The organism is Streptomyces sp. NBC_00872 (assembly GCF_045161915.1).
Lineage (GTDB): Bacteria > Actinomycetota > Actinomycetes > Streptomycetales > Streptomycetaceae > Streptomyces.
The window spans coordinates 2,060,788-2,076,926 of the sequence record NZ_CP108806.1 but is presented as its reverse complement, the minus strand read 5'-3'; the positions used below and the strand labels follow the sequence as shown (position 1 = coordinate 2,076,926).

At 71.2% G+C, this 16,139-nt stretch carries 15 protein-coding genes; 7 read left to right on the top strand and 8 right to left on the bottom strand.

The window, feature by feature from the left end:
- From OG214_RS08955 to OG214_RS08940, 4 genes are all read left to right on the top strand, one after another.
- Complete coding sequence (locus tag OG214_RS08955) at positions 1-1,185, top strand: energy-coupling factor transporter transmembrane component T (protein ID WP_405984430.1); 1,185 nt, start codon at positions 1-3, stop codon at positions 1,183-1,185.
- On the top strand, positions 1,182-2,840 hold the full coding sequence (locus OG214_RS08950) for an ABC transporter ATP-binding protein (RefSeq protein ID WP_405984429.1): 1,659 nt from the start codon (positions 1,182-1,184) through the stop codon (positions 2,838-2,840). The genes OG214_RS08955 and OG214_RS08950 overlap by 4 nt, the downstream gene beginning before the upstream one ends.
- The gene (locus tag OG214_RS08945; protein WP_405984428.1) at positions 2,837-3,658 is read left to right on the top strand and encodes an ECF transporter S component; all 822 of its coding nucleotides are present in this window, start codon (positions 2,837-2,839) and stop codon (positions 3,656-3,658) included. The genes OG214_RS08950 and OG214_RS08945 overlap by 4 nt, the downstream gene beginning before the upstream one ends.
- 159 nt (positions 3,659-3,817) lie before the next feature.
- On the top strand, positions 3,818-4,324 hold the full coding sequence (locus OG214_RS08940; protein WP_405984427.1) for a Dps family protein: 507 nt from the start codon (positions 3,818-3,820) through the stop codon (positions 4,322-4,324).
- A 92-nt stretch (positions 4,325-4,416) separates the two neighbouring features.
- On the opposite strand, the gene OG214_RS08935 is transcribed toward OG214_RS08940, so the two are convergent.
- The 5 genes from OG214_RS08935 to OG214_RS08915 all read right to left on the bottom strand — a co-directional run bounded on the left by OG214_RS08935 (position 4,417) and on the right by OG214_RS08915 (position 9,451).
- Complete coding sequence (locus tag OG214_RS08935) at positions 4,417-5,703, bottom strand: MFS transporter (protein ID WP_405984426.1); 1,287 nt, start codon at positions 5,701-5,703, stop codon at positions 4,417-4,419.
- Positions 5,700-6,188, bottom strand: a complete 489-nt coding sequence (locus tag OG214_RS08930; protein ID WP_405984425.1) for a MarR family winged helix-turn-helix transcriptional regulator — start codon at positions 6,186-6,188, stop codon at positions 5,700-5,702. Before OG214_RS08930 ends, OG214_RS08935 begins: the two co-directional genes overlap by 4 nt.
- Positions 6,189-6,356: 168 nt before the next feature.
- Entirely contained in the window at positions 6,357-7,490 is a 1,134-nt protein-coding gene (locus tag OG214_RS08925) for an NAD(P)/FAD-dependent oxidoreductase (protein ID WP_405984424.1), read from the bottom strand.
- 531 nt (positions 7,491-8,021) lie between these two features.
- Complete coding sequence (locus tag OG214_RS08920) at positions 8,022-8,720, bottom strand: HAD family hydrolase (protein WP_405984423.1); 699 nt, start codon at positions 8,718-8,720, stop codon at positions 8,022-8,024.
- A complete protein-coding gene (locus OG214_RS08915; RefSeq protein ID WP_405984422.1) occupies positions 8,717-9,451 on the bottom strand; it encodes a RibD family protein in 735 nt (244 codons plus the stop codon). Before OG214_RS08915 ends, OG214_RS08920 begins: the two co-directional genes overlap by 4 nt.
- A gap of 889 nt (positions 9,452-10,340) precedes the next feature.
- On the opposite strand from OG214_RS08915, the gene OG214_RS08910 reads away from it, so the two are divergent.
- Positions 10,341-10,733: a hypothetical protein gene (locus OG214_RS08910; protein ID WP_405984421.1), complete on the top strand. Its 393-nt coding sequence runs from the start codon at positions 10,341-10,343 to the stop codon at positions 10,731-10,733.
- 94 nt (positions 10,734-10,827) lie between these two features.
- Positions 10,828-11,856 carry a tyrosine-type recombinase/integrase gene (locus tag OG214_RS08905; RefSeq protein ID WP_405984420.1) on the top strand — a complete coding sequence of 343 codons (1,029 nt, stop codon included), beginning with the start codon at positions 10,828-10,830 and terminating at the stop codon, positions 11,854-11,856.
- 58 nt (positions 11,857-11,914) lie between these two features.
- Here the strand turns inward: OG214_RS08905 and OG214_RS08900 are convergent, their stop codons facing one another.
- Positions 11,915-12,469, bottom strand: a complete 555-nt coding sequence (locus tag OG214_RS08900; RefSeq protein WP_405984419.1) for a protein phosphatase — start codon at positions 12,467-12,469, stop codon at positions 11,915-11,917.
- Positions 12,470-13,121: 652 nt separating this feature from the next.
- Here OG214_RS08900 and rsgA point away from each other — a divergent pair.
- Positions 13,122-14,243 carry a ribosome small subunit-dependent GTPase A gene (gene rsgA / locus OG214_RS08895; protein WP_363081427.1) on the top strand — a complete coding sequence of 374 codons (1,122 nt, stop codon included), beginning with the start codon at positions 13,122-13,124 and terminating at the stop codon, positions 14,241-14,243.
- A gap of 222 nt (positions 14,244-14,465) precedes the next feature.
- Here rsgA and OG214_RS08890 read toward each other — a convergent pair whose 3' ends face one another.
- Positions 14,466-14,831 (bottom strand): PPOX class F420-dependent oxidoreductase, encoded by a 366-nt coding sequence (locus OG214_RS08890; protein ID WP_405984418.1) that lies wholly within the window; start codon positions 14,829-14,831, stop codon positions 14,466-14,468.
- 112 nt (positions 14,832-14,943) lie between these two features.
- Positions 14,944-15,936 (bottom strand): helix-turn-helix domain-containing protein, encoded by a 993-nt coding sequence (locus OG214_RS08885; protein WP_363081425.1) that lies wholly within the window; start codon positions 15,934-15,936, stop codon positions 14,944-14,946.
- Between the last annotated feature and the right edge of the window lie 203 nt (positions 15,937-16,139).

Below are 16,139 nucleotides of genomic sequence, written 5' to 3'. Positions count from 1 at the left end.
ATGTCAGGCACCCCCGCGTCCGAGCGGCTCGCCCCCGCGTCCGGCCGGCCCGCGCCGGACCCGGGCGGGCGCCGGCTTCCCCGTACCCTGCACCCCGTCGCCTGGTGGATCTGGGCCCTCGCCCTCGCCACCGCCGTCAGCCGCACCAACAACCCGCTGCTGCTCCTCCTCGTCCTGGCGGTCCTCGGCTACGTCATCACCGCCCGGCGCACCGAAGCGCCCTGGGCACGCGGCTTCAAGTACTACCTCTATCTGGCGCTGACCGTCGTCGCCATCCGGGTGATCTTCCGCGCGGTCTTCGCCACCGGCATCACCCCGCACGACCACTTCCTCTTCTCCCTTCCCCGCGTCCCCACCCCCGACTGGTACGCGGGCATCCAGATCGGCGGGCCCGTCTCCCTCGAAGCGGTCCTCTCGGCCGCCACCGACGGCCTGCGCCTCGCCTGCATGCTCTGCTGCGTCGGCGCCGCCAACACCCTCGCCAACCCCAAACGCGCCCTGCGTGTCCTGCCCGGCGCCCTGTACGAACTCGGCGTCGCCGTCACCGTGTCGCTCAGCGTCGCGCCCCAACTCGTCCAGAGCGTCCAGCGTGTGAGCCGTGCCCGCCGGCTGCGGGCCGGCCACCACAAGGGTCCGCGCGCCCTGCGCGGTATCGCCGTCCCCGTACTCGAAGACGCGCTCGAACGCTCCCTCCGCCTCGCCGCCGCCATGGACTCCCGCGGCTACGGCCGCGCGGGCTCGGCCACCCCCCGCTCCCGTCGGCTCACCGGCGCGCTCATGCTGCTCGGCATGTGCGGACTGTGCGCCGGGGCGTACGGCCTCCTCGACGCCACCGCCCCGAAGCCGCTCGGTCTGCCCGCGCTGGCGGCCGGCTCGCTCCTGTGCGTCGTGGGACTCCGCCTCGGCGGGCGCCGGATCACCCGGACCACCTACCGGCCCGACCCCTGGCGGTTCGCCGAATGGGCCGTGGCCGGCTGCGGTGTGCTCTCCGCCGTACTGCTCTTCAGCAACGCCGGCTACGACCCGGCGGAGCTCAACCCCTCCATCTATCCGCTTACGTGGCCGGCGCTGCCACTGGTCCCGGCCGCCGCGATCCTCCTCGCCGGAGCCGCCGGAATCCTCGCGCCACCGCCCGCCCCGCCCACGTACCCCGTCCCCGCGCAGCGCACCGAGGAACCCGAGTGATCACCTTCGACCATGTCAGCGTGGAGTACGACGACGGAGCCGGACCGGTCCTGCGTGATGTCAGCCTCACCGTCGACGAGGGCGAGCTGTGCCTGGTCGTCGGCCACACCGGAGCCGGTAAATCGACCCTTCTGGGCGCGGTCAACGGGCTGGTCCCGCACTTCACCGGCGGCACCCTCCACGGGCGCGTCACCGTCGACGGCCGGAACACCGCCGAACACCCGCCCCGGGAACTCGCCGACGTCGTCGGCCTGGTCGGTCAGGATCCGCTCGACGGCTTCGTCACCGACACTGTCGAAGAGGAGCTCGCCTACGCGATGGAGCAACTGGCCGTTCCGCCCGCGGTCATGCGCAAGCGCGTCGAGGAGACCCTCGACCTGCTGGGCCTGGCGGACCTGCGCCATCGCGCCCTGTACGAACTCTCCGGCGGCCAGCAGCAGCGGGTGGCCATCGGCTCCGTCCTCACCGCGCACCCGCGCGTCCTGGTCCTGGACGAGCCGACATCCGCGCTCGACCCGACCGCGGCCGAGGAGGTGCTGGCCGCCGTCACCCGCCTCGTCCACGACCTCGGCGTCACCGTGCTCCTCGCCGAACACCGGCTGGAGCGGGTCGTCCAGTACGCCGACCGGGTCCTTCTGCTGCCGGGCGACGGCCGCGTCGTCCCCGGCCCGCCGGCGGAGATCTTCCGTACGTCGCCCATCGCCCCGCCCATCGTGGAACTGGGCCGCGCCGCCGGCTGGTCACCCCTGCCCCTCTCCATCCGGGACGCCCGTCGCGCCGCCGCCCCGCTGCGTACCCGGCTGGCCGACACGCAGCCGCCCCCCGTCCGTCCGGTGCCCGGAGCCGGCCGGCCGGACCTGCTCAAGGCCCGTGGCATCACCGTGGCCTACCACGGCGTACCGGCCGTACGGGAAGTCGATCTCGACCTGCGCGGCGGGGAGATCACGGCCCTCATGGGACGCAACGGCTCCGGCAAGTCCTCCCTGCTGTGGGCCCTTCAGGGCTCAGGACCGCGAAAGGCCGGCACCGTGGACGTACGGTCCGACGACGAGGCGCGCGGGCGCGACCCGAGGACGCTGTCCGCGGCCGGGGCCCGGCGGCTGGTCGGCCTGGTGCCCCAGACACCCACCGACCTGCTCTATCTGGAGAGCGTCAGGCAGGAACTCGAACAGGCCGACACCGAGTCCGGCACCGTCGGGGCTCTTGGCGGCGGAGCGTCCGCCCGCGCGATCCTCGACCGGCTCGCTCCCGGCATCGACGACGCGACCCATCCACGCGACCTCTCCGAGGGACAGAAACTCGCCCTCGTCCTCGCCATCCAGCTCACCGCGGCCCCGCGGGTCGTCCTGCTCGACGAACCGACCCGCGGCCTCGACTACCGGGCCAAGAGCCGGCTCATCCAGATCGTGGACGCTCTCGCCGCCGAGGGCCGGGCTGTCGTGATCTCCACCCATGACGTCGAGTTCGCCGCCCGCGCCGCCGACCGGGTGGTCGTCATGGCCGAGGGCGACATCGTCGCCGACGCCCCGACCCCGGAAGTCATCGTCGCCTCACCGGTCTTCGCACCGCAGGTCGCGAAGATCCTGGCACCCCTGCCCTACCTCACGGTCGGCCAGGTGGCCGCCGTACTCCGTGACGACGAGGCGGACTCATGAGCCCGCGTGCCGCGGCCATCGGCATCACACCGCGCGCCGGAATCGTCATCGCCATGGCGGCCCTCCTCGGTGCCGTCGCCTTCTTCTGGCCCTTCCTCGTCGCCCCGGGCACCTTCGGATCGAACTACGCGCCGCCCCTCATCTTCGGTGTGCTCCTCGTACTCGTCCTGTGTGTCGTGATCTCCGAGATCGCCGAGGGCGGCATCAACTCGAAGGCGCTCGCCATGCTCGGGGTGCTGTCGGCGGTCAACGCGGCGCTGCGTCCGCTCGGCGCGGGCACGGCGGGCATCGAGACCGTCTTCTTCGTCCTCGTCCTGGCCGGCCGTGTCTACGGCCCCGGGTTCGGCTTCACCCTCGGCTGCACCTCACTCTTCGCCTCCGCGCTCATCACGGGCGGGGTCGGCCCCTGGATGCCCTACCAGATGTTCGGCTGCGCCTTCGTCGGCATGCTCGCCGGCCTGCTCCCGCGAGCCACCGGCCGGCGCGAGGTACTGATGCTGGCGCTCTACGGAGCGCTCTCCGGCTATCTCTTCGGCTTCCTGCTCAACCTCTCCTTCTGGCCCTTCTCCCTGGATCCCGGCAGCTCCATCGCCTATCTGCCGGGACTGCCCTTCACCGAGCAGTGGCAGCGCTATCTCGCCTTCGACCTGGCCACCTCCCTCGGCTGGGACACCGGCCGCGCCGTCACCAACTTCCTCTGCGTCGCACTCGCCGGCCCCGCCGTCCTCACCACCTTCCGCCGCGCCGCCCGCAAGGCCCGCTTCCAGGCCCCTGTCCGCTTCGCCACCCCCGCACCGGAAGACGCCGGGGATCCTTGACCACTCGCACCACGGGTCCCTCTCCGCCGCCACCGGGCGGGCAGACGGACGAACGCCCGGTGGCGGCGGAGAGGGACCTTCGTAGGCTTGGGGGCGTAGGCCAACGGGCCTCCTGTTTCCGGGGGTCCGCTCTCTTGTGCTCTCAGAAGGAGATACGTCATGGCGGCTTCCTCCGCTCCTGGAGCTTCCCGGCGTCCAGAGTCCGATGCCGCCGGATTCGCCGCCTCGCCGGGGCTTTCCCGGGCGTTGCAGCAGATCGTGGTGGATCTCGTCGAACTGCACCTCCAGGGGAAGCAGGCCCACTGGAACGTCGTCGGCCACAACTTCCGTGACCTGCATCTGCAACTGGACCAGGTCGTCGACGACGCCCGGGAGTCGGCCGACACCATCGCCGAACGCATGCGTGCTCTGGCGACCTGGCCGGACGGCCGCTCCGACACCGTGGCGGCGACCACCACTCTCCCCGCGTTCCCGGAGGGGGAGCTGAGTGTGAGTGCCGTCGTCGATCTTGTCACCGCGCGCCTGCGTGCCACCGTCGATACGCTGCGCACGCACCATGACCAGGTCGACAGCGAGGATCCCTCCACGGCCGACCTGCTGCACGCGATCATCGACTCCCTGGAGAAGCACGCCTGGATGGTCAGCGCGGAGAACCGTTCCGTCTGAGACCGTTCCTCCGTGGCCCTCCGTGGCCTGGGGTACCGGCAGCCGTACTCGCCAAGAACCGGATCGGGCCGGATCGGATCGGATCGGCGAGCCTAACCGGCGGCCTTTGCCGCGTCGGTGACCGCGGGAGCGGTCGGCTCCACGGCGGCGGATGGCGTGCGGTAGGCGCGGAGGGGGCCGTTGACCGCGGCCACGGCGGCGACCGCCAGGGTGGCGAAGAGGCCTCCGGCGACCAGGGAGAAGGAGGCGGAGGTGACCGACGCCACCAGACCCCCGCGGAAGTTGCCGAGTTCGGGGCCCGCGACACCGATGACGTGTTCCACGGAGGAAACCCGCCCCCGGTAGGCGTCGGGGGTCTCCAACTGGACCAGGGCACTGCGGGTGACCACCGACACGGTGTCGGCGGCGCCGGCCACGGCCAGACAGCCGAGCGCAAGCCACAGCGGCCCGGCCAGACCGAAACCCGCCAGCGCCAGGCCCCAGACGCCGGCCGCGGTCAGCTGGACCAGGCCGGCACGGCGCCGGCGCGTCACCGTGCCGGAGAGCAGACCGGCGGTGATCCCTCCGACCGCGACGGCCGAGAGGAACAGCCCGAGGGTCCGCGGATCGCCGTCGAAGCGGATCTCGTTGACCAGCGGGAAGAGCGCGACCGGCATGGCCAGCAGCGTTGCGGACAGGTCGGCGGCCAACGAGCCCCACAGCGTCGGGCGGCGCAGAACGATCCGCCAGCCGCCGCGCTCCGGCCGGCGCCTGCCGCCCGTGGTGTCGGCGCCCCCGGGTTTCATGGCCGGAAGCCGGATCACCGCGAGCATCGAGACCACGACGGCCACGGCCTGCGCGGCGTAGGCGGCGGGGAAGCCCCAGCGGGCGATGACCAGCCCGGCCAGCGCGGGCCCGGCCAGCATCGCCGCCTGGAAGGAGACGTTGGTCAGCGCGAGCCCGGCCGCGACCTGGTCGGCCGGCAGCAGCCGGACGGGAAAGGTGCGCCGGGCAGGGGCGCCGAGCGCACCGCAGGCGCTCCCCAGGGCGACCAGGGCGAGCAGCAGCAGTACGTTCCGGTTGTCCGCCAGAGCCTGGGTACACAGCCCCGCGGCGGCCAGCAGTTGGCCGGCGGTGGTGGCCCGTACCACCGCACGGCGGTCGACGGTGTCGGCCAACGTGCCGCCGAGCAGCCCGAACAGCACCATCGGCAGGCCGGTCGCGAGTCCGATGGCGCCGGTGCCCACCGGGCTGCCGGTCAGATCCCAGACCTGCGCCAGCACCGCCACCGTGGCTATCTGCGCGCCGAGTTGGGAGGCCGAGGTGCCGATCCACAGGTCGCGGAAGGGCCGGCTGCCACGCAGCGGGCGGGTGTCGAGGAACCGGACACGCCCCCTCATCGCGGTGGCTCGACGAGATGGCCGAGGACCCGCTGCCGCATCGACCGGTGCTCCAGCGCCCGCCGCAGCTCCTCGACGACGGTGGTCAGCGCGTACGGGATCTCGCCGTCCAGCTCGGCGACCGTCGCGTGGGTGGCGCGCCACTCGGCCTCCAGGAACGGCACCAGCGACCGGCCGCGCTCGGTCAGGTCGATCCGCCGGGTGCGGGCGTCGGGCCCCGGCTCGGAGGTGACCAGATCCTCCTTGCGCATCGCGGCGATGGTCTGGCTGATCGCGGAGTGCGAGCGGTCCAGGGACTCCGCGAGCTCGCGGATGGTCAGGGGCCCGGTGTGGGCGAGCCGGATCAGCGGATAGGCGAACCGGGGCCGCACCCCCTTGATGCCACGCTCGATGTAGACCTGCTCGATCTCGGCGTCCATGGCGGCCAGCAGCTTGTGCAGCGACTGCCAGGGATCGGGCAGCGCTGTGGGATCGGAAGATGTCACAGCGCTAATATAACAGCGCAGCGATAATCGGAGACCGTGCCCGTAATCGCGCCTGACCGGCGTCGTGCCGGTCGTCACCGCGCGGGCTCGCCTCGTGCACGGCCGGGGCGGAGTGCCGGGGCGTCCGCCGGGAGCCGGACGCCGGGAGCCGGGAGCCGGTGGCGTCTGTCAGTTGAGGCCGGCGAAGGCGCGGAAGAAACGCTCGGTGAAGGCGGGATCGTGCTGATTGTCGATCAGGTGCCGGATGTACGCGGCGGGATCCAGGCGCGCTGTGACCAGGGCGCTTTCGTAGGCCGGGGTGAACTCCTCACGCAGTTGCTGGGCGTACTTCGCCAAGGCGGCATCCACCTGCTGGGTGTCGTCGAGCGGGATGTCCAGGCGCTCGGCGAGCATTTCGGCCTGGATGAAGGCGTCGGTGATCCCCCGCCCGGGTGTGGGGTCCTTGTTGTGTGCGGCGTCACCGACCAGCGCCCACCCAGGACCGTGCGGTTGGCGGAAGAAGTTGGGCAGGTCCGAGCAGCAGTAGAGGCGGTCCTCCTGTTTCCCTTCGGAGAGTCGCCGGTCCAGCTCCGCCGACGAGCGCCTGGCCATCTCCCGGTAGGTCCGCTGCCGGTCGTCGTCGGCGGGGAGGGCGCGGGAGACCTGGACGGATACGAGGGTCAGCCCGTCCTGGGTGGGGATACAGCCGGCTCCCATGCCTTGTCCGGTGTACATCTGCAGACCGTGGTCGGGGATGCCGCTCCAGTAGGAGTAGTAGGCGCGGGTGCCGCGGGGGTCCTGGCGCGCGACGGGTGCGTCGGCCAGGCGGGCCACGGTGGAGTTCCGGCCGTCGGCGCCGACGACCAGATGGGCGCGGGCCAGGGTCGTGGAGCCTCGCTGGGTGCCGTGGCGCACGCCGGTCACCTTCCCGTCCTCCCAGTGCAGATCCACGACCGTGGTACGGGGACGGAACTCGGCTCCCGTGCGGACGGCCGCCTCCACCAAGAGGTGGTCCAGGGCGTAACGGCGCGGGGCGCAGCCCCCGTTGATCGCTCCGAGGGCGGGGGCGGGCCCGGTGAGACGGGCGCCGGGGAAGTTGAGGGACAGACGGGTCAGCAGGGGCGCGCCTGTGGCGAGTACCTCGCCCAGGAGGCCCCACCGGTCCAGCCGGGCCAGCCCGCGCTGGTGGATGTAGAGGGTGGACAGGGTGTCGCTGGGGAAGCGGGCGCGGTCCAGCAGCAGGACCCTGCGGCCGGCGCGGGCCAGCAGCAGAGCGCTGGCGGCTCCGGCGCAGCGCGCGCCTACCACGATCACGTCGTACATGTCGGGCCTATCTGGAAGGGGTGTCGTCAGGGGCCGGCCGGTCCGGGACGTATCCCGGGACCTGCTCCCGCGGCGTGTGCGGTGCCGACGGGGCCGCGCCCGTCGGATGTCCGCGGCGGGACAACGCCTCCCGGGCGGCCGGAACCTCGGGCACCACGCCGCTCAACCACCCTCGCCCCGCGCCCCGTTGGTCCACCAGGCCCGCCAACCGCCCCGCGCGTACCGCGCGCCCCCGGACTCCACGTACCGCACGTTCTCCGTCGACCGCGGCTTCATGACGCCCCGCGGTCAGCACGCGCGCGTTCCTTCTGAGCCAATCTCCGCTCCTTACTCTCTCCGCCGCCCCGGTACCGGGGCGGCGGGAGGCCGCCCGCGAGAGCCGTCACCCTGCGGGCGGCACCCCAACTCCACCTGAATATCGATACCTAGAGTACGGGCGCGTAAACTCTCCGTAGTCGGGTGATTCGGATCTGCTCGGACCGCGCGGGCGATGTCGCCCAGCGGGCGGAGGCACCCGGAGCCGAGCCGCGGTCACTCCGGGGCCGTCTGCCGCTCGATGAGTTCGGGCAGCCGCCTCATGTCGTCGAAGACGACGGTGCCGGGTCCGGCCAGCCGCTCGGCGGGTGTGAGGCCGGCGCGGTAGGCGAAGACGCGCATACCCGCCGCGCGGGCCGCGGCCGCCCCGTACGCGCTGTCCTCCACCACCGCGCACCGGTCCGGGGGGACTCCCATGCTCCGGGCCGCGTGCAGGAAGAGGTCCGGGGCCGGTTTCCCCCGCTCCACCGCGGTGGCGCTGAAGACGTGCTCGCCGAACCACGGGTCGAGACCGGTCCGGCGCAGACTCATACGGACGCTCTCCGCGCGGGTGTTCGACGCGACACAGAGCGGCACCGTGAGGGCGGCCAGCGCTTCGCCGACACCGTCGACCGGGGTCAGCCCGCCGGCCGCGTACGCCTCCTGGTACAGGTGCTCGTAGGGCTCCTGCCAGTCGGGGGCGAGGGCACGGCCGAGCCGTTCCTCCACGGCCCTGCGGTAGACCTCCTTCGAGGACCCCACGAAGAGGTCGACGATCTCGGCCCGGGTGAAGTCGCAGCCGAGAGCCGCCAGGATCCTGGCGTGGACTCCGACGGCGATGCGCTCGCTGTCGACGAGAACCCCGTCGCAGTCGAAGATGACCAGCCCGACCGGCGGGCGGGCCGTTCGGGTCCCGGCCGGGTCCGGCGCCGTCATGCGGGTCGCGGGTGGTCGGGCGTACCGGCCCATACCAGGTCGGGTCCCATCCGTACGGTGGACAGATCCTTCAGCCGCAGTGCGTCGGAGAGACGCCGGACACCGAGATCACCCACGGCTTCGAGCCCCTTGCCCATGATGATGGGAGCGAGGGACACCACCACCCGGTCGACGAAGCGGGAGCGGAGCAGAGCGGTGAGGACCGCGGTGCCGCCCTCCACCATGAGGCTTTCCAGCCCGTGCGCGCGCAGGGCCCGGAGACCGGTTTCGAGGTCCGTCCGCCCGTCGCGGTCGCAGGCCACCCGGACGACCTGCGCGCCCGCCTCACGCAGGGCATGGCCCCGGCGCACCGAGGCGTTCTCCGTGCTCAGGATGACGGTGGGGGCCGCCGTGTCGAGGACGCGGGCCGTGACGGGGGTGCGGAGGGCGGAGTCGAGGATCGCCCGCACCGGTGAACGGCCCGGCACTTCCCGCACGGTGAGATGGGGGTCGTCGGCGAGTACGGTGCCGATGCCCACCAGGATGCCGTCGCAATGGGCCCGGACGGCGTGCGTGAAGCGTCTCTCCTCGGGCGAGCTGATCCACTGCGAGTCACCGGAGACGGTGGCGATACGACCGTCCAGCGTCTGCGCGTACTTGGCCACGGTCCAGGGGAGTCCGGGCCTCGGCGCCGGACGGCCGAGGAGTCCGGTCACTTCGTCGGCCAGGCTGGTGCGAGAGGGCGAAGCCACTGTGTGTACGACCCTTCCTCGGGCAGGGGGGATTCCTGCGACCGTCGCTGCCACGAGCGGGCCCCGCTCCCGGCACTGCTGAGCACTGTGGCAAGCGGTGGCTCCCAGGTGGGAGCGGCGCATCTCTCAGGAACCTGCATGGCAGGTTCCTGAGAGATGCGCCGTCTGGCCCGACGGCTCCGTAACTCCTGAGACTTGGGGGGACCGCGGGAATCCGAGATTCTGGAGGGGCAGCCACTGTGCACACCGTCGTCGCCCACGACGTCCCTGATGTGATCGCCGAGTTCCTGAGCGTCCTCGACCTGGCGGACGAGGACGTGCGGATCCTTCTGACGGGACGGTCCTGCGAGGTCGTCGAACTTCCCCGGGCGAGTGCGGCCGTCCGCCTCAAGTACGTGCTGTCGAACCACCCGGGCCACGCCGAGGGCCCCGGCTCCGGCCCCGGATCCGGCAGCGGTAGCGCGGCGCTCCTGCGGGAAGCCGCCGCGGGCGTCCCGGCCGCGCACGACATCTGGTGGGCGCACAACCCCGGTGACTGGCGCCGGGAACAGGCCGCGTCGGGACTGGCGGCGGCACGCGCCGCCGACGGCCGGAGGGTACGCCACGCCCTCGGCAGCGCGGGTCACTCCCAGTTCGTCGTGGACGAGGCCCACCCGCTCTCCGCCGAACTGCTCGGGGCCAAACTCGCCGCTCTCAACGAGATCGGCCACGAACTGATGGGCAACGACGCGGGATCCCGGCAGATCACCACCGGGACGGTGCCCTCCGTCGAGCAGTTCCTCACCCTGACCCCGCCCCGGGCCGAGCACCTGTACTACCTGCTGTACAGCCCGTTGACGGGGTTCGCGGTCCCCGTGGACCCGTGGGAGTTCGAGTCAAGCACTTTTGGGTGGCGATCGAGGAACTCCACCCCGGCCAGCAGGGCCTGCGGATCGCTCCCGACCTCTACAACCGCTGGCGCGAGACCATCCGCCTCAAGGACGACGGCACCCACCGCAGGGGCCAGGACGACATCGTCATCTCGGTCCGCAGCTTCTACTATGACCTGCACACCTGGGCCGCTGACGAGCCCGAACGCTGGGCGGCTTGGGTTGCCCCCTGCCCCGTCCCCCCTGGCGAGTTCCACGGCCTGGGCCGTCGGCGACGCAAGGAAAACGAACGGACCGCTGACCGCACCCGCCAGCGCCAACCACTCCTGCCGATCCTCGTCGAGCACGTCGAATTCCGCTACGACCAGACCCGGCTGCTGCTCGAACGAGCAGACCAGGCCGCCGACGGATGAAGAGTTCACCCACTGCGGCACCGCCTACCGCCGGGTGATCAGCGAATCGGACCACAAGCTCCTCCGACACGGTGCCCCAGTTCCCACCCGCGTGGTGAACCTGGACACCGGCGTGCTGATGCACATCGGCGCAGAAGAGGAAGCCGCCTTCTGGGACTGGGCAGCAGTCGAGACGCTGCGGCACTCCGGCGTCCGCATCGAGGAGCTGTGCGAGCTGACCCACCTCGGCATCCGCCAATACCAGCGCTCAAACGGCGAGGTCATCGCCCTCCTGGTCATCGCGCCGTCCAAGACTGACCGCGAGCGGGTCATCCCCATGTCCGCCGAGCTGTTCCACGTCGTCGCCTCGATCATCCGCCGCCACAGCCGACGCGGAAAACCGATTCCCCTGGTCAGCCGCCACGACCATCACGAGAAGGTCTGGAGCGCGCCGATGCCCTTCCTCTTCCAGCGCCAGAACGGAGCGATCGGCTCGAAGGTCTTCAACCCCGGCACGATCCAGAAGATGATCAGCCGGCGCTGCGAGGACCTAGCACGGACCCGTCCCGGGTTCCGCGGGCTGAAATTCACCCCGCACGACTTCCGAAGGATCTTCGCCACCGAGCTGGTCAACAGCGGCCTGCCCATCCACATCGGGGCCGCGCTGCTGGGGCACCTCAGCATCCAGACCACCCGCGGCTACGTCGCCGTCTTCGATGAGGACGTGGTCCGCCACTACCAGGCCCACCTCCACCAGGGGCGCCAGGTCCGGCCCTCGGAGGAGTACCGAGATACCACCGAGCAGGAGTGGACCGAGTTCGAGGAGCACTTCGACCGCCGCAAGGTCGAGCTCGGCTCCTGCGGACGCCCCTACGGCACCCCCTGCCAGCACGAACACGCCTGCATTCGCTGCCCGATGCTCCACGTCAACCCCAAGATGCTCGCCCGGCTTTTCGAGCTCGAAGCCGACCTCCTACAACGCAGGACGCAGGCCGAGGCCGAAGGCTGGATCGGTGAGATCGAGGGCATCGACCTCACCCTCACCTTCCTCCGCGCCAAGCGCGACGAGACCCAACGCCGAGCCGAGCGACCAGCTGTCCACCTCGGCATCCCCGCACGCCGCCGTCCGAACGAAGCGCAATGACATTCCGCTGGATATTCGGAGGCCCTGAGCTGCCAGTGTGTCTGCAACCAAGTCCTGCTCAGGAAGGCATCTCCAAGCTGGCAAGGAGCTGGGCGACATCGAGCCCGGCGGTGAGGTATTCCTCGAAGATCCGGTTGCTGAGGGCCCAAGGAGACCTCCGCTGCCGGATGAGCGTAATTGCTGTGGCTGGCTCGTATCCGAGATCGACAAGAGTCTGCCCCACGAGGAGACCAGAGCGGTTGAGGCCGGCGTTGCACCGGATCAAGGTGCGCTGTCCGTCACCGACGGCTCGTGCTGCCTGCTGGGCGAGCTGCTGCACGATGCCGAGCTGCGCGGCAGTCAGGGGCTCGTCGGGGATCTCGGCCACACGGTGGCTGACCTCCGGAGCAGGCCCGTGCCCTGGAGAGGTGAACAAGCTGATCACCAGCTCGAACTCACTGCCCACGATGGCTTGCTGGATGTCACCCGAACCGAGCGCCCAGTAGTGGCCGCCCATCCACAGTCCCGGCACGATCTCGTTGCAGGGCTCCTGCGGCTCAGGATTGCCGCGGCTCTTGCTGCGTGTCTTCACCCGGCGCCCCCGTCGCTCGTTGCTCGCCTTGCGCTCCCCCATGGGAGCACTGACCCTACCGGCGCCCCACAACCTGCTGGGCGGTCGCCAACCTGCCCACCGCTGTCCCCCAGCACGCCCCTATCCGGTCCGGAGGCGCATTGACGAATCACATAACGCCCTTCACCTATGAGAGTGAAGTGCAGAGAAGGGCCGTGAGGTTGAAACGTAACGTCGTACGCAGGTCCACGGGATCTCCAGGACGTAGCAGGACGGGAGGCGGGTCGGGACAAGCGGCAACTGGACGGAGTTCGGCCTTCCTGGACGGTCGGGGACAAAGGCGACTATAGGTATAGACCAGCCAGTCGCCTAGGTCGTGTTCGGCCATGATCCGCCCGTCAGGACGCGGACCTGACCATGCCGTTCGGTTCGTGGCCGCGGTCCTTGTGGCGGGGGCGGGAAAATGGCTCGCGGTGGTCGGCGGGGTTTGGCTAGGGTGGGTCCCGGTCGCGGCGGTGTTGTGACCCGCTGGTGCTGACGTGTTGTCGGATCGTCGAGGAAGCAGGAGGTGAGGACGTTGATGACTGTCATTGCGCTGGGCGCTGCCCAGGTTCAGAGGCTCATCGTTCCCATTCCTGTGGTCTCCGGCTGACCTTCGTCTTCTTCCGTGCCTGATCGGCGCGTGTGCCGGGGCCGCCCTTGTGAAGGGTTTCCCTTGTCTTTCTCTTTCTTCGAGGTTTCCTCCGTTTCGCATCCGCTCGCCCCGTACGGCTGGGACGAGGGCTGGGAGGCGGAGTTCGCGCCGTACGTCCGGCGGGGGCTGTTGCCCGGCCGGGTGGTGCGGGTCGACCGTGGGCAGTGTGATGTCGTCACCGCCGACGGTGTGGTGCGCGCGGACACCGCATTCGTCGTCCCGCCGGATCCGATGCGGGTGATCTGCACGGGGGACTGGGCGGCGGTCGATCCGGTGGGCGGGGATCCGCGTTTCGTACGGGAGTATCTGCCACGGCGTACCGCCTTCGTACGGTCCACCTCCTCCCTGCGGTCCGAGGGGCAGATCCTGGCCGCCAATGTCGATCACGCGATCATCGCCGTGTCGCTCGCCGTCGAACTCGACCTCGGCAGGATCGAACGCTTTCTGGCCCTGGCCTGGGAGAGCGGAGCCCTGCCGTTGATCGTGCTGACCAAGGCCGATCTGGTGGGTGATCCGACCGTGCTGGGCCATCTCGTCGACGATGTCAGGACCACCGCGCCCGGTGTGCAGGTGCTCGCCGTCAGCGCGGCGACGGGGGACGGGGTCGAGGTGCTCTCGGCCGTGCTGTCGGCCGGTACGAGCGTGCTGCTGGGGGTCTCCGGCGCGGGCAAGTCGACGCTCGCGAACGCGCTGCTCGGGGACGAGGTGATGGAGGTGCGGGCCATTCGTGAGGTCGACGGAAAGGGGCGGCACACCACCACGACACGCAATCTCCTCGCGATGCCGGGCGGCGGGGTGCTCATCGACACACCTGGGCTGCGCGGTGTGGGGCTGTGGGACGCGGAGACCGGCGTCGGGCAGGTCTTCTCGGAGATCGAGGAACTGGCGCGGGGGTGCCGTTTCCATGACTGCGCCCATGTGTCCGAGCCGGGTTGCGCCGTGCTCGGCGCGGTGGAGGACGGTGCGCTGTCCGTGCGCAGGCTGGAGAGCTACCGCAAGTTGCTGCGGGAGAACCAGCGCATCGTCGCCAAGACCGATGCCCGGCTGCGCGGTGAGATCCGGCGCGAGTGGAAGCGCAAGGGCGCGGAGGGCCGCGCGGCCATGGAGGCCAAGCGGGGCGGCCGGAGCGACCGTACGCGGTAGCGAGCCGTATGCGGTGGCCGGCCGGGGGAGCGGGCCGGTGCGGAGTGCGGGGGGCGGGCGCTGGGATCGGGGCGGGTGTCCCGGCCTCCGCGGCCCGTTCCCGGGCCGCGCCCGTCCCGCGCCCGTCCCGCTTCCGGCTCCGCACTGGGCCGGGCGCGGGACCTGTCGTCCCCGTCCGGCCCGGTCACCTCGTACGGCGCCGGCGCCCGGCGCCCCGCCGTTTCAGTCGAGGCCCCAGCTGTGGATCTTGTGGGGATGAATACGGATCAGCTCCTGGCTGAAGTGCGCACCGAGGTCGTGCGGGCCGGTCAGCAACTCCGCCTCACCCCGGATGTCCACACCGCGCACCGTCCACGGATCCACACTCACGACGTCGTCGACGACCAGCGCCACCTTCGGATTCGTGCGGAGATTCCGCCACTTCTTGGTGGTGGCGAGGGCGAGCCCGCCGATCAGGATCGTTCCGTCGTCCTGCGGGAAGAAGCCGACCGGATTGGCCTGCGGCTGCCCCTTCGGATCGACGGTCGCCATCCGCCCCAGTCGCTGGGTCCTCAGATACGCGCGCTCGGACTCGCTGAATCGGGTCATGATCCCAGCGTCACACGGGCACCCGCCCCCGCGCATCCGCCATGGGTCCTACGCCCCCGACCCCAGCTCCCACCGGCAACTCCGGGAACACCGGCACCACGGAACGGGCGGCTCACTCCCGCAGACCCCGCGTCACCCAGCCCTTCTCGTACGCGTGCCAGCCGAGCTGGAGCCTGGTCGTCACCCCGCTCAGCTCCATCAGCCCCTTCACCCGGCGCTGTACGGTCCGCAGTCCCAGGTCGAGCTGTTTGGCGACGCTCGCGTCGGTCATCCCGGCGAGCAGCAGCGACAGGATCTCCAGATCGGTGGAGTCGGGTCCCGGCACCCCGCCTTCGGTCACCGCGCCATCCCTGCCGAGCCGCAGTGGCAGTGCCTCCCGCCACACCGACTCGAAGAGCCCCACCAGCGACTCCAGCAGCCCGCTGGCATGGACGACCAGAACCGCCGGTTCCGCCCCGGGGCCCGTCAGCGGCACCATCGCCAGAGTGCGGTCCGCGACCACCAGCTTCGTCGGCACCCGCTCGACGACCCGGACCTGCTCGTCGCGCCCGAGCGCCGCGGAGAGTTCGCTGATCCCGGCGGGCAGCGAGAGCACCTCGCGCTCGATCACCACGCGGTACGCGACCCCTCGGGCCGCCGCGCGCTCCTCCGCCTCGTTGTCGATGCCGGTCACGGCCACGGGCCTGCCGGTGACCAGGGCGCAGACCTCCTCGGCCGCGCCGAGCTGGAGCTGGAGGAAACGGTGGGCCACCGCGCTCGCGCCCGTGACGACCTCGACCAGATCGTGCACGGCCGGTTCCGTGGCCTCCGCGCGGTACTCCTCGGCGAGCAGCACCGCGGCCAGTTCGGCCTGCTCCAGCTCATGGCGGTGCTGGGTGAGCAGCGCGCCCAGCGCGACGGCGGGCGGCGCCGCGACCCACCGTCCGGTACGGGACGAGGACTGCGCGGCCAGGCCCTGCCGCTCCAGCCGGCGCAGGGCCTGTTCGGTGTCCGGCTCGGGAAGGGCCAGCCGATGGGCCAGATCCGCGACCTCCGCGGCGCCGATCGCCACCAGCGCGCGGTAGGTGGACTCCTGTCTCTCGTCGAGACCTATCGCTCCGAGCACCCCTGCTCCCCTCCCCGGACCCCTGCGTTCCACCGCGGACCGTGGCGGATACCGGCCACGGCGTAAACCCGCCGTGCCACATCATCGCTGTTCCGTGCGGCACTCTGCCAAGGTGGCGCCATCACAGCAGCAACAGACCCCGGTCATATGCCCCTTGGGGGTGATTTGGCCCGGATTGCTCGGGAGAGCGATATGCGCGGCCC

Coding starts and splice junctions, on each gene's coding strand:
- OG214_RS08955 (WP_405984430.1), top strand. CDS start 1: ATGTCAGGCACCCCCGCGTCCGAGCGGCTCGCCCCCGCGTCCGGCCGG.
- OG214_RS08945 (WP_405984428.1), top strand. CDS start 2,837: ATGAGCCCGCGTGCCGCGGCCATCGGCATCACACCGCGCGCCGGAATC.
- OG214_RS08940 (WP_405984427.1), top strand. CDS start 3,818: ATGGCGGCTTCCTCCGCTCCTGGAGCTTCCCGGCGTCCAGAGTCCGAT.
- OG214_RS08935 (WP_405984426.1), bottom strand. CDS start 5,703: ATGAGGGGGCGTGTCCGGTTCCTCGACACCCGCCCGCTGCGTGGCAGC.
- OG214_RS08925 (WP_405984424.1), bottom strand. CDS start 7,490: ATGTACGACGTGATCGTGGTAGGCGCGCGCTGCGCCGGAGCCGCCAGC.
- OG214_RS08920 (WP_405984423.1), bottom strand. CDS start 8,720: ATGACGGCGCCGGACCCGGCCGGGACCCGAACGGCCCGCCCGCCGGTC.
- OG214_RS08900 (WP_405984419.1), bottom strand. CDS start 12,469: ATGGGGGAGCGCAAGGCGAGCAACGAGCGACGGGGGCGCCGGGTGAAG.
- OG214_RS08890 (WP_405984418.1), bottom strand. CDS start 14,831: ATGACCCGATTCAGCGAGTCCGAGCGCGCGTATCTGAGGACCCAGCGA.